The organism is Indolivaga capnocytophagoides, assembly GCF_036511535.1.
GTDB classification, from domain to species: Bacteria; Bacteroidota; Bacteroidia; order Bacteroidales; family Dysgonomonadaceae; genus Dysgonomonas_A; species Dysgonomonas_A capnocytophagoides.
In genome coordinates this window covers 4,201,024-4,215,376 of record NZ_AP028867.1, presented here as the reverse complement: position 1 = coordinate 4,215,376, position 14,353 = coordinate 4,201,024, and the positions used below count along the sequence as shown (strand labels likewise).

8 protein-coding genes are annotated in these 14,353 nt (G+C 37.0%); all 8 read left to right on the top strand.

The genetic code is table 11. The features are described from left to right. Positions 1 to 81: 81 nt before the first annotated feature. The 8 genes from AABJ51_RS16705 (at position 82) to AABJ51_RS16670 (ending at position 14,269) form a co-directional block, all read left to right on the top strand. Positions 82 to 3,282, top strand: coding sequence for a SusC/RagA family TonB-linked outer membrane protein (locus AABJ51_RS16705; protein WP_338373465.1), 3,201 nt, complete (start codon positions 82 to 84; stop codon positions 3,280 to 3,282). 12 nt (positions 3,283 to 3,294) lie between these two features. After that, positions 3,295 to 4,797: a RagB/SusD family nutrient uptake outer membrane protein gene (locus AABJ51_RS16700; RefSeq protein ID WP_338373464.1), complete on the top strand. Its 1,503-nt coding sequence runs from the start codon at positions 3,295 to 3,297 to the stop codon at positions 4,795 to 4,797. Between the two features lie 190 nt (positions 4,798 to 4,987). Beyond that, on the top strand, positions 4,988 to 7,405 hold the full coding sequence (locus tag AABJ51_RS16695; RefSeq protein ID WP_338373463.1) for a S9 family peptidase: 2,418 nt from the start codon (positions 4,988 to 4,990) through the stop codon (positions 7,403 to 7,405). Positions 7,406 to 7,608: 203 nt separating this feature from the next. Then, positions 7,609 to 8,319, top strand: a complete 711-nt coding sequence (locus tag AABJ51_RS16690) for a TatD family hydrolase (protein ID WP_338373462.1) — start codon at positions 7,609 to 7,611, stop codon at positions 8,317 to 8,319. Positions 8,320 to 8,335: 16 nt separating this feature from the next. Continuing rightward, complete coding sequence (locus AABJ51_RS16685) at positions 8,336 to 9,778, top strand: ATP-binding cassette domain-containing protein (protein WP_288210127.1); 1,443 nt, start codon at positions 8,336 to 8,338, stop codon at positions 9,776 to 9,778. Between the two features lie 142 nt (positions 9,779 to 9,920). Continuing rightward, a complete protein-coding gene (locus AABJ51_RS16680) occupies positions 9,921 to 11,990 on the top strand; it encodes a putative porin (protein ID WP_338373461.1) in 2,070 nt (689 codons plus the stop codon). A gap of 17 nt (positions 11,991 to 12,007) precedes the next feature. Next, positions 12,008 to 12,817, top strand: coding sequence for a transporter substrate-binding domain-containing protein (locus AABJ51_RS16675; protein ID WP_338373460.1), 810 nt, complete (start codon positions 12,008 to 12,010; stop codon positions 12,815 to 12,817). Between the two features lie 261 nt (positions 12,818 to 13,078). Beyond that, positions 13,079 to 14,269 carry an ATP-binding protein gene (locus tag AABJ51_RS16670; RefSeq protein WP_338373459.1) on the top strand — a complete coding sequence of 397 codons (1,191 nt, stop codon included), beginning with the start codon at positions 13,079 to 13,081 and terminating at the stop codon, positions 14,267 to 14,269. Positions 14,270 to 14,353: the final 84 nt, after the last annotated feature.

The window sequence follows — 14,353 nt, the reverse complement described above, 5'->3', positions numbered from 1 at the left end:
ATAAATTTTACATACTTTTGCGCAGAGTTAATGAAATAAAAAAGAGTTAAAAAAGAAGTTAATTTAAAGGAAGATTGTTTTATGAAGGAAAAAATCGTACTATTTATTCTGTCCTATTTCTTAATGATAGGATATGCTTCGGCACAAACGACTGCGATTTCGGGTAAGGTATTGGATGTAAACAAAGAGCCTGTTATTGGTGCAATTGTAGTGGTAAAGGGGACAACTGTAGGTACAAATACAGATATTGACGGATCATTCAAACTGAATATCCCTCAAGGTAAAGACGTATTAACCTTTTCTTTAGTAGGCTACAAAACAGTCGAGCTTAAGGCTAAGAACCAAATGGTAATTACTTTGGAAGATGATACTAAAGCTTTAGACGAGGTTATGGTTATTGCTTATGGTACAGCTAAAAGGTCATCATTTACAGGATCTGCTTCCTTGATACAATCTCAGGCAATAGGTTCTCGTCCTATTACCAGTGCTTTATCAGCAATTGAAGGTAATGCACCGGGAGTACAGGTTACTGCTGCTACAGGACAACCAGGAGAATCTGCCGCATTACGTATTAGAGGATTCGGCTCGGTTAATGCCTCTAATGCTCCATTATATGTTGTTGATGGTGCAGTTTATAATGGGAGTATTGCAAATATCAATCCAAGTGATATTGAATCTATGACTATTCTTAAAGATGCAGCTTCTACAGCATTGTATGGATCAAGTGCTGGTAATGGTGTTGTATTGATTACTACCAAAAGAGCATTAGCAAATTCTAATGTTACTTTAAGCATTAAACAAGGATGGTCTTCAAGAGCATATAAAGATTATTCAAGAGTAGGAGTATCGGAATATTATCCACTTCAATGGGAAATGTTGAAAAACACATATGTTACTGCAGGTAAGACTCAGGAAGAAGCTGCTTCACTGGCATCAGCGAATATAGTAAGCACATTGAAATATAATCCATATTCAGGTATAGCTGATGCTGATGTTGTAGGTACAGATGGTCGATTAAATCCTGGAGCATCTGCTTTGAAATGGGGCGATGACCTTGATTGGGATGATGCAGCTTACGGCACTGGATATCGTCAAGAGTACACTATAGGATATGGCTCTAAAACAGAAAAGAGTGACACCTACTCTTCTGTTTCATATTTGGATGATAAAGGTTATATGTTAAAGACTGGTTATTTAAGATATTCAGCTCGTTTAAATCATAATATTAATCCCGTAAATTGGTTTAAATCAGGTATAAATTTAGCTTATACACGATCTTCTGCAACATATTCGACATCTACAGCTGATGATTCGAGTGCTTCCGGTAACTTAACCCGTTTTATCAGAAACATGGCTCCTATATATCCGGTACATAAACACGATAAAACAACTGGGGCATATCTTGATAGCAATGGCAATGTAACTACTAATAAAAATGAGTATGTGTATGACTACAATGGTGGTAGATTATCTAGTGCTGGACGTGATGCTATTGCTGAAACAGAAATGAACTCGAGAAAATATGATAGAAACAGTCTTGTAGGACGTACATATGTAACAATATCTCCAATCAAAGGATTAGATATTACTGCCAACTATGCTTTAGAATCTAATGATTATAGATCAAAAGTATATGAAAATCCATATGTTGGAGATGGTCAAGCAGGACCGGGTCGTTTGGCTCTAACTTCAAGTAGAACTATTACTCAAACATTAAATCAATTAGTTAATTATAAGAAGTCAATTCAGCATCATAATTTCGAAGCCTTATTAGGACATGAGTCATATAAATATGTATATGAATATATGTATGGAATGAAAGTGTCTCAGATATTTGAAGATGTATTCGATTTTGAAAATTTCACATCAGTTAATAATTTAACATCATATACCGATACTTATAATAAAGAAGGGTATTTTGGTCGTTTGAATTACGATTATGATAATAAATATTATGGATCGTTCTCTTACAGACGCGATGGCACATCGCGTTTCTCCAAGGATAACAGATGGGGTAACTTCTGGTCATATGGTGCATCATGGAGAATCTCCCAAGAAGACTTTATGAAAGGATTAACTTGGGTAGATAATTTGAAATTGAGAGCTTCATACGGAGAAACAGGGGTAGACCAAATATTGAATGCAGATAGCGAAGATGATTATTACCCATACCAAACACTATATGGTTTGGGTGAAAATAATGGAAACGAAGCTGGTGTATATTTTACAACTTTGGCTAATAAAGATCTAAAATGGGAAACTCAGATTTCAAAAGACATTGCTCTTGAATTTGGTTTGTTTGGTAAATTGAATGGTTCGATAGAATACTTTATTAAAGACTCAAAAGATCTGCTTTTCGATGTATCTAAGGCTACATCTAATGGTATTAGCTCGATAGTTCAAAATATTGGTAAAGTTCGTAATACAGGTGTTGAGATTGATTTAAATTATTTGGCATTTCAGAATAAAGACTGGAAGGTAAATATTGGTGCTAATGCTACATATATCAAAAATGAGATTATTAGAATGCCAGATGTAAATAAAAATGGTTTGATATCAGGCTCTAAAAAACTTATAGAAGGAAGATCAATCTATGAATTTTGGTTAAGACAATGGTATGGTGTTGATTCTCAAAACGGAAATGGGTTATACCTACTGGATACTGATGCTTACAACAAAGAAGATGGAACTTTAACTGCAGCTATCGAAAAAACTGTGCAGGAGATTAATGGAGTGCAGGTTACAAGTTCTTATTCATATGCAAAATTTGATTATAGCGGAAGATCTATTCCTAAATGGTATGGAGGTTTTAACTTCACCGTAGACTATAAAAATTTCACTCTAGGTACTGTATTCTCTTATCAATTGGGAGGTAAGGCTCTTGATATAGTATATGCTAACTTAATGAGTACATCTGGTTACGGATTGTCAATGAGTACAGACGTATTGAAAGCGTGGAAAACCGAAGGTGATGTTACATCTGTACCTCGTTTAGACAATACTTCAACATACAATACCAGTATTGGTCAAAGTTATTCAAGCCGCTGGTTGACAAGTACTGATTATTTGAATCTACGTTCTGTAAATTTATCATACTCAGTTCCTAGAAGTTTGTTAAGTAAAATTCAGTTAAGTGAAGCACGTTTCAGTATAAATGCAGAAAACTTGTTTATGATTAAAGCTCGTCAAGGATTCAATCCTCAGATGAATTATTCAGGTATCTCATATAACGTATACATGCCTGCTAAAACAATTACATTGGGTCTTAACTTATCTTTTTAAAAGAATATAATTATGAAATATAGATATATTAAAAGCACAAAAGTTACTTTTTTAGCATTTGCTTCATTATTCTTGTTAGGGAGCTGCTCTGAGAGTTATTTAGATACCACACCTTCATCGTCAATCTCTGAAGAGGTTGTAGGAAGTACCCTTGATGGGCTTTATATTGCCTTGAATGGTATCCACCGTAAAATGATTTCCCAAGACTTAGAAACTCAAGCTCTAGGTGCAGAGCCCGGATTTATAGTGGCTCGTGAGGCTCATGGTGATGATATGACATGGGATACCCAAGTAGCGCACCAAACAAATCTTACATGGGCTATAAATACTAATGATAATATAGTATATAACTCGGGGGTTTGGAAAACTTATTACCAATTTATCTTAAATGCAAATAAGATATTAGAAAAACTAGAACTGAATTTCCCTAATTCAACAGAAGCATTAGCTCTGCATATCAAAGGAGAATGTCTTGCGATCAGAGGTTGGGCTCATTTCCAATTGGTCCAGTATTACGCTAAAAGATATGATGCAACTACTCAAAATACTCAATTAGGAGTACCATATCGCGAATCTTCGGAAGTTGTAAATATGGCTCGTAATACCGTAGAAGAAGTATATACAAAGATTAATAGCGACCTAGAAGAAGCATCTACATTACTTGCAGATTATGAACCAAATGATATAAATCACTATAGCCCAACTGTAGTATATGGTTTGAGAGCAAGAGTAGCATTAGCTCAACAAAATTATCCTAAAGCAGCTGAGTATGCAGCAGAAGCTATTACTTTAGCTAAAGCTGATGGTCATTCAGTAATGACTCAAGCAATGTTAACTAATGGTTTTGCTGATATTACGACTACTACCAGTGAAGCATTGTATGCAGCAATGACCTTAGATGATCAAACAGTATATTTTTATTCATTCTATGCTTACATGTCATGGAACTTCAATGCAGGAGCTATACGTACAGGTATTAAATGTATCAGCCAAAGTACATACGATTTGATGTCGCCTACAGACTTGCGTCGTCAATGGTGGGATCCAACAGGTACTTCAGCTGTACCTACAACAGCTTACAATAAACGTGCATATCAAAACAGAAAATTCAGAGCTCGTTCTACAGCCAATGCAGTTGGGGACTTTGCATTCATGCGTATATCAGAGCTTTACTTGATTGCTGCCGAAGCTTATGCCCGCTCAGGAAATACCACTTCTGCTAAAGAGTACTTTAAGACATTAATGGATCAGAGAGATCCGGAATACAAAGACAGCGGTAAAACTGGAGATGCTTTTGCCGAAGAGGTAATGAATAGCCGTAGAATTGAACTTTGGGGAGAAGGATTCCGTTGGTTCGATTTGAAACGCTTGAATTTACCATGCAAACGTACAGGATCGAACTTCAATATTGCATTTTGCGGTTTCTTGGAAAAAGATCAATCCGCTGATGGTTGGTATTATGAAATACCTAAAGCTGAAACCGATTATAACGAATTAATGGTGAAGAACTATTGATATTATTGTCAGGACAAGTATAGATAACAAGATTACCATAGAATAACCTTCTATGGTAATTCTTTTTTCAAACAATATCAAGAAAGGTAAAAAGAGAATAAAGAAATACATTAATAGTTATCTTTTAATAACTTTGGTTACTATACAAACCCATAGCATAAACTACTTATCTAATTAAAAAAATACACTTATGAAACGTCTTTATTTTTTAGCAATTTTACTTGGCTACCTTGGAGGAGTTGCAGCCCAAGAGAATTTAACGTATCAAAAACCGCCAAAAGAGATTCTGGAATTGGCAGACTATGAACGTGTACCGGCATTACTAATGGATAGCAAAAAACAGAATATTCTTTTTCGGTATCGGAATACATATAAGACTCTATCCGAATTATCGACCGAAGAGATGAAGCTGGCAGGGTTAAGACTCGATCCTCTGAAGAATATTTCAAGTACGGTAATTTATAATACCAATCTAAAATACAAACATGGACGTATGGCGGCACTTCAACAAGTTCAAGGCCTGCCGACGGATGCCCAATTAGCATATTTCTCATTTTCACCCGATGAGTCAAAAGTTGCATTTACAAATACATCAGATAAAGGCATTGAACTGTGGTGCTTTGATTTTTCGACGGGGAAAGCCTTTAAACTAACCGAAGGCATACTCAACGCCAATATGGGGAGTCCCTTTACTTGGCTAAAGGATGGTCTGGGATTTCTTATCAAAGTATTACCGACAGACAGGAAGGGATTGATCAATACCAAAGAAACTATCCCTAGCGGTCCGACTGTATCTGTAAGTGAAGCCGGATCTAAAGCACAAAATCGCACTTATCAGGATTTGTTGAAAAACAAGAATGACGAAGACAACTTCGAAACATTAGTTTATTCAGAGTTGTATAAATTAGATCTGAATGGACAAAAAACACTATGGAAAGCCAAGGATCTTTATGTTGATGAGTCTATTTCTCCGGATGGAAGTTATATCATGCTTACAACATTGCATCGTCCGTATTCTTACCTTGTGCCGTTTTCGCGGTTTCCGATGAAAAGCACAATATATAATCTGGATGGATCTCTAGTTAAAGAAATCAATGATAAACCATTAGTTGAAGAATTACCAAAAGGGTTTATGGCTGTACAACAAGGCAGAAGAAACATAACCTGGCGAAAAGACAAACCTTCGACTATATATTGGGTAGAAGCTTTAGACAACGGAGACCCGGCAGTAAAAGCCGATTATAGAGATGAAGTATTTACTCTAGATGCTCCTTTTTCGGGAGAGCCTAAAAGTGTAGTGAAAACAATCAACCGCTATGCCGGAATTATATGGGGAAATGATAATACTGCTGTCTTGTATGACAGATGGTGGAATACACGTAACGTTAAAACATATGTATTCGACCCAAGTGGTACTAAAGAAGCCTCTGTCATTTTTGATCGCAGTTCGGAAGATACATATGGAGATCCGGGAGATTTTGATACTCAACGCAACCTCTATGGAGAATACACTCTTTCTATAAATGCAGGAAAAGCATATTTGGTCGGAAAAGGATTTACAGCTAAAGGACAATTTCCTTTTATCGATGAAATAGATCTTAATACTAAAAAGACCAAACGTATATTCCAGTCAGGTTATACTGATAAAAAGCTAGAGATAAGTTCTATTATCGATAGCAAAACAGGGGAGATTCTGGTAAGCCTCGAATCGCCGACTGAATACCCGAACTATTATATATTGAATACAAAAAAACGAATAGCGCCTATAGCCCTTACTCATTTCGAAAACCCTTTCAAAGCAATAAGCGGAGTACACAAACAAGTAATTAAATACAAACGAGCCGATGGCGTAGATTTATCTGCAACATTATACCTGCCTGCCGGATATGATCTGAATAAAAAAGATAAGCTGCCTATGATAATGTGGGCATATCCTACTGAATATAAAGACAAAGATAATGCCGGACAAAACACGACTAATCCAAATGAGTTTATATACCCTTCATACGGATCGCCTATTTATTGGGTCACCAGAGGATATGCAATCTTGGACGATGCTGCTTTTCCTATTATCGGAGAAGGGAATGAAGAGCCAAATGATACTTACATCAAACAATTAGTTGCCAATGCAAAAGCAGCCATCGATGCTGTGGACAGCTTGGGTTATATAGATCGGCGAAAAGTTGCTGTCGGGGGTCATTCATATGGTGCTTTTATGACTGCCAACTTATTGACTCATTCTGATCTTTTTGCTGCAGGTATAGCTCGCAGCGGAGCTTATAACAGAACATTGACTCCATTTGGATTTCAGTCTGAAGAACGCAACTATTGGGAGGCAACAGATGTATATAATGCAATGTCTCCTTTTATGCATGCCGATAAGATGAAAACCCCCATATTATTAATTCATGGAGGAAACGATAATAATTCGGGTACATTTACGCTACAGAGTGAACGCTATTTTGCGGCATTAAAAGGGTTGGGAGCTCCGGCTCGGTTAGTCATATTACCTCTTGAAAGTCATGGATATGCCGCTAAAGAATCGATCCTACATACTCTTTGGGAACAAGATCAATGGCTCGAAAAATATGTAAAAAACAGAAAATAAAGGTTCTGATCTTATTGCTATTTCATTAATAGCCGCCTCAAGAAAAAACGCTGACAATATCTGTCAGCGTTTTTCATTATACTGATTTATATAAAAAATAATACTTTCAATAAGCATCAAGACTGGCTCAAGAAAAAAATAGTTCCTATTTATCCGTTTTTTAAAAGTTTTGGCTAACTTGCAACTTCTAGATTTTTACAATTATGGACTTATATGACATACATACGCACGATTCGGTCACGGGCGGGGCTGATGATGATGGCGTCCCGAGGCAAAGATTACATTATATATTAAATGTATATCCACTTGGATTTGAATACGCTAAAGATAGTGAACAATACCCATGGTTTTCGTGCGGAGTACATCCATGGTACTCAGAAGACGCAGATCCACAAATCAAATTTCTACAAGAAATAGCCAACGATCCACGGATTGTAGCTATCGGAGAAGCAGGTCTGGATAAACTCAAAGGTCCTGACTTAAACACTCAGAAAGAAGTTTTCATCCAACAAGTAGAACTTGCCGAGAAACTTCAAAAACCCCTTATTATACATTGTGTTAAAGCGTGGGACGACTTATTGCACATAAAAAAGACAATAAAACCCCATCAGCCATGGATTGCACATGGCTACAGAGGAAAACCCGAACTTACCAGACAATTGGTATCTCATGGCTTCTATTTTTCCATTGGAGAGAAATTTAACGCCGAGGCTCTACAGGAAATTCCGATAGACAGGCTTTTCTGTGAAACAGATGTTTCCGATACTCCTTTAATTCAAATATATAAAAACGTTGCCGATTGCTTACACATTGCGGTAGAAACATTAGCAGTACATATAGAGGAAAATGTTATACAAACTTTCAATCTTCCTGCAACAAGACAGAAACACCCGCAAGCAATACAAGTAGAATAAAACAGAATAAGCTTTAATGAACGAGGATACAATAATAGAAATAAACGGGGGAATCCCCCGTTTGCAAAATCTTGCATTCAAGACACCTATCAATTGGAAAATCAAAGCCGGTGAAAATTGGGCTATTATCGGTGCAAACGGTGCTGGTAAAACATTACTGATAGATATACTCACCTCTAAACATGCACTTAAATCGGGAGAAATCAAAACTCTCAGAAATGAAAGCTCCAACAAATTAGTCAAGAGTGTTGCTTTCAGTGACATATATAGCCTTGTCGACATACAAAACAGCTATTACCAACAACGATGGAACGCAGGAGATGAACATGAAGTACCATTCGTTAAAGAGCTCTTCTCGAAAGGAGATCCTCAATGGGTAGAAACGCTTGTTCGCTCTTTCGGCATAGAAGATCTGATAGAAAAACCGATCAATTTGCTTTCAAGCGGCGAACTACGTAAAACCCTCATCATACGATCTTTATTAAACAGACCACGCCTACTTATTCTGGATAATCCGTTTATCGGACTGGATAAAAAGTCCAGAAGAATACTTAATGACGTACTGGAAAGGTTATCAAAACTGGAAAGCATTCAGATAGGGCTCGTTTTGTCCGACCCGAAAGACTTGCCTGAATGTATAACCCATATTCTTCCAATAAAAAAGATGACTCTGTTACCGATAATGAATCCGGATGATTTCAGAAACAATCTTGAATTTCAATCCGGATTATTCAGATCTGAAATAACAGACTTAATCAACGAAGCTAAATATAACATCGATAACACTGATTTCGAAAAAGCACTAAATCTAACAGACATACTTGTCAGATATGGATCACGCACAATATTAAAAGATCTGAACTGGGAGGTAAAAAGAGGCGAAAAATGGGCTTTACTTGGTGAAAACGGAGCAGGAAAATCGACCTTATTAAGTTTGATATCAGGAGATAATCCTCAGGCTTATGCAAATAACATAACCTTATTTGACAGAAAACGCGGATCCGGAGAAAGCATTTGGGACATAAAAAAAAGAATCGGATATGTATCTCCGGAAATGCACTTGTATTATCTCAAGAATGTGAAATGCCTTGATGTAGTCGGCTCCGGATTCTTCGACACAATAGGCCTATACCGGAAGTGTAACGAAGAACAAGAAGCGGTTGCTCTCGAATGGATGAAATCCTTTGGCATAGACCATATAAAAGACACATCTTTCCTAAATATATCAACGGGCGAGCAGCGGCTTATATTGTTAGCCAGAGTATTTGTCAAAAACCCTGATCTTTTAATTCTTGACGAACCTCTTCATGGACTTGATGCAAACAACAAGAAACACATAAAATCAATTATAGAACAATTCTGCACTGAAGAAAAATCATTGATATACGTGACTCATTACGAAGACGAAATACCTGATGTAGTTACTCAAAGGCTTGTATTAACAAAAAGAATCGATTAGATCCGGATAAATTACTCAATTGCGGAATCATTGCCCTATTGGCCATCCATGACAAATCGAGCAAAAAGGACTGAATACCCTTTAACTACAATTCACGAAAAAAGCCATAAACCTTTTCGTTTTTTTATGTAAGTTTGCGCCGATGAAAAGATTCGCTTTTATATTAGCTATTATATATATAAGTGTACTTAATGCAAGTGCACAAACCCCTCGTTTTATCTTTGACAATGACAGTCTTATGCAGCAGATCGAGCCCAAGCAGCAATCCCGCCCTCGACCTGTAATACCAAGCGACTCTTTAGCAAGAGCAAACATGGCTGACTCTTTGAGCAAAGTCCCGCCTGCTATCCCCGCATGGAATATCGATGAAAGATTTGGCGAACGTATACCTATACCAATGGATACAATGTTCACTAATTTTCATAACGAAACGCTGGTTGAAGGATCTGATGTAGCAATGACATATCTGGGTAATATAGGGTCTCCTGCTCAATCGAGAATATTCTTCGACAGGGATGAAACATCTCAGTTCAATTTCCTCGATGCTTTCAGCTATATGTATAAGCGACCCGGAAATCAGAGGTTTATAGACACCAAACGTCCATACTCAAATATCTTCTACCAATCAGGAGGAAGTAGTATAAGTAAAGAAGAACGCTTTTCGGGAGAGATGGCTATCAGTTTGAATAAAAAACTCAGTTTCGGATTCAATATCGATTACCTCTATGCCCGTGGATACTATGCATCTCTTGCTAATAAACAAAACAACTACGACATCTGGGCAAGCTATAGGACTGATAACTATCAAATGCATGCCTTTATCGCAAATAATAATTACACTAACTCAGAAAACGGAGGTCTCGCCGATGATGGATATCTTTCGGGTAATGTTGGAGGTAAACAGGTTAATACTAATAAAACACAGGAATTCTTAACCGCTCTGGATGAAACATGGAACAAGATGCGGGGGAGACATATTTTCTTAACCAACAAATACAGTGTAGGATACAGAAAAGACGATGATGATGAAACCTTCGTTCCGGTAGCAAGCATCATATTGACGAATAACTATACCGATCAACAACGCCACTTTCTATCCAATTCTAACGGAATAGATTCTCTGTACAACTATGTCGTAGATCCTGAATTAGAATTAGACAATGGGTCTATCAGCGACAGAATGTCTTACTGGTCTTTCAAGAACACATTGGCTATAGCATTAAATGAAGGGTTCAGACCTTGGGTAAAATTCGGATTAAAAGCGTTTATCGAACAAGATATGCGGAAATACCAAGTTCCAGGAGACAAATATCCGGCTTATAGCAGTCAGCAATTTTCGCAAAACTCCACTACAATAGGGGGAGTACTATCCAAAGACAAAGGAAACCTCTTGCGCTACAACCTTTCGGCGGCCTTCGGCGTACTAGGATACAACATAGGAGAATCCAGACTAACAGCAGATATTTCGTCACGAATCAACATTAAAGGTAAAGATGCCATAATAAAAGCCGAAGCGTATATAAAGAATCTAAAACCGACCTTCTTTGAGAATCATTACAGATCGAAATTGTATAACTATGACAACGATTTCAGTGATATAAGAAGAATATATATAGGAGGTGAAATCATTATTCCCCAAACCCAAACCCGAATAAAAGGAGGTGTCGAGAATCTGCAAAACTATATTTACTATTCTTACACATCTGCGACAACACCTGCATCCACAATAAGAAATAATACTACAGATATCCTACAAGCTGATAAAAATATTCAGGTAGTATCATTGAGTTTAGATCAGAATCTAAAATTCAAAGCCTTACATTGGGATAATCAGGTAGTATTCCAGACCAGTTCAAACGAAGATGTACTACCCCTACCGAAAATAAATATATACAGTAACCTGTATCTGAACTTAAAGTTAGCTAAAGTATTAGGCATACAGCTAGGTGTCGACGCCAGGTATTTCACAGAATACTATGGCCCCGGATACGATCCTGTTTTGCTTCAGTTTCAAAACCAAACAGAAACTAAAGTCGGTAACTTTCCTCTTATCAACGCCTATGCGAATTTTCATTTGAAGAAAACCCGCATATTTGTAATGATGTATAATATAGGTAAAGACTTTAGTAATTCGAGATACTTCTCTGCAGCCCATTATCCAGTCAACCCTATGATTTTCAAAATGGGCTTATCATGGAATTTCACAGATTAACTTAATCGGATTATAATATGAAGAGCAAATATATCAGACTGACAATAATAGCCGTCTTAATTATTGGTATAGGCACGTCTCTTTATAAGCTTATGGCTGACAGAAAAATCCCGGACTACCCCGAGATAGCAAAATCCGGAGTACTTCGGATAGTTACAAATATGGATCCGGTAGGATATTACCCATCATCCGATACCATAGCCGGATACAATCACGATATATTAGCTGCCATTGAAAAATATTCAAACCTCAAGTTTGAGATATCTTTGGAAAACAGCCTTGACAAATGCTTCGAAGGCCTCGAATCGGGTAAATACGATTTGGTTGCAAGAAACATTCCGATCAATACAAACCTGAGAAGTCAATACAAATTCACATCAACTATATTATACAACAAACTGGTACTAATTCAACGAAAGGCTGAATATAACGACGGGATGGAGCCTATTAAGAATCATTTGGATCTGGCTAATAAAACGTTTCACATACCAGTCAATTCACCTTATAAAGTCCGAATAAACAATTTAGCCCACGAAATCGGGGACAGCATATTCATCGCCGAAGACAGCCTGTACGAAGTCAACCAATTAGCCATGATGGTAGCTTCTAAAGATATAGACTATACTGTATGCGATATAAAAACGGCTGAGAAGCTGGCTTCTCAGATCCCTGAGATCGATATCAATACAGACATCGGATTTACACACCTCGAAGGCTGGGCTGTCAGAGAACAGTCGCCAATCCTTCTGGATTCTCTAAACAACTGGATAACAAGATTAAAAAACTCTCCAGAATATCTTATTATTCAAAAGCGGTATTTTCCGTAATTAAAGTCTCAGACTTATCTATTGCTTTAGTAAGTAAAACAACCAAATTCTGTTATAGACTAAAAGTATATTCCTAAATACTTGCTGTTACTTAAAAACAAGAAAAAAGAATAAAAATGCAAAGTTGACTTTGCAATAAGATAAAAAACAATTACCTTCGTGTGAATTAAGGTTCTGTGCCTTTTTGGGCATAAGAAGAACAGGTAGTTATTGCCTTGGAATATGTCATTAAGTACTTGCTATTAATAAATTAATGGATCTGTGGAGTCTTTTTTTAGAACACATAAATATTTAGTTGAACACCTCGGAAACCCGGTAGAAAGACGTCTGATGGACGAAATAGACTGGAATCACCGTTTGATTGCAATCAAAGGTACTAGGGGTGTGGGAAAAACTACGTTTTTATTGCAGTTTGCGAAAAAACACTGTGACTTAGATAAACGGGATTGCCTGTATATCAACATGAACAATTTCTCGTTTACATGCAGAGGATTATATGAGTTTGCCGAAGAATTTTTCTTCAAAGGTGGTAAAATTCTACTTATCGATCAGGTATTCAAATACCCCAACTGGGCAGCCGAACTGAGAACCTGTCATGAAAAGTTTCCAGCATTGAAAATCATTTTCACATGCTCTACAGTCATGAAACTTGACGAAAACCCTGACCTGTCGGGAATAGTAAAACATTATAATTTAAGAGGATTCTCGTTCCGTGAATTCCTTAATATCATTACAGACAATAACCTCGAACCAATCTCGCTTGAAGATATTATCACAAATCATAAGGCGATAGCAACAGAAATATGTAATAAAGTAAAACCTTTGGCATATTTCAGAGACTATATACATCATGGTTATTATCCGTTTTTTCTAGAGAAAAGAAATTTCTCGGAAAACCTGTTGAAGACAATCAATATGATGCTTGAGATAGATGTTCTCTCAATCAAACAAATAGAACAATCGTACCTGCCTAAACTCAGAAAGCTACTATATCTTCTGTCTATAACAGCTCCGGGGAAACCCAATATCAGCCAGCTAAGTGTCGATTGTGAAATTTCCAGAGCGACAGTAACCAATTATCTGGATTATCTGAAAAGTGCCCGATTAATCAACTTACTGTATAGAGAAGGCGAAGAGTTTCCCAAAAAGCCTGATTTGGTTTATATGCACAATACAAACCTGATCTTCGCAATGAAACCGGGAGTGGCAGATGATCACGCATTACGTGAAACTTTTTTCTACAACCAACTGCATCACAACAACTCTCGTTTGAAGAAAGGAAGCAAAGCTGGTGTATTTATAGTTGAAGATGAAGATAAAAAGTTTGTTTTCAAAGTGGATGATTCGAAACCCAAGAACAATAAAAAAACGGATTTGTACACAACAGCCGAAATGATGGAGATAGGTGAAAATAATACTATCCCTCTGTGGTTGTTCGGGTTCTTATATTAAGGTCGCCGACCTTACCATTATAATTCGTCAGGTATATAGGCACGAAAAATGATTGTGCCAATTGAAGAAAGGCTAAAAAATATA

Bases quoted from the DNA above. Each gene is read 5' to 3' on its own strand.
- AABJ51_RS16675 (WP_338373460.1), top strand. From the start codon at position 12,008: ATGAAGAGCAAATATATCAGACTGACAATAATAGCCGTCTTAATTATT.
- AABJ51_RS16685 (WP_288210127.1), top strand. From the start codon at position 8,336: ATGAACGAGGATACAATAATAGAAATAAACGGGGGAATCCCCCGTTTG.
- AABJ51_RS16680 (WP_338373461.1), top strand. From the start codon at position 9,921: ATGAAAAGATTCGCTTTTATATTAGCTATTATATATATAAGTGTACTT.
- AABJ51_RS16695 (WP_338373463.1), top strand. From the start codon at position 4,988: ATGAAACGTCTTTATTTTTTAGCAATTTTACTTGGCTACCTTGGAGGA.
- AABJ51_RS16705 (WP_338373465.1), top strand. From the start codon at position 82: ATGAAGGAAAAAATCGTACTATTTATTCTGTCCTATTTCTTAATGATA.
- AABJ51_RS16690 (WP_338373462.1), top strand. From the start codon at position 7,609: ATGGACTTATATGACATACATACGCACGATTCGGTCACGGGCGGGGCT.
- AABJ51_RS16700 (WP_338373464.1), top strand. From the start codon at position 3,295: ATGAAATATAGATATATTAAAAGCACAAAAGTTACTTTTTTAGCATTT.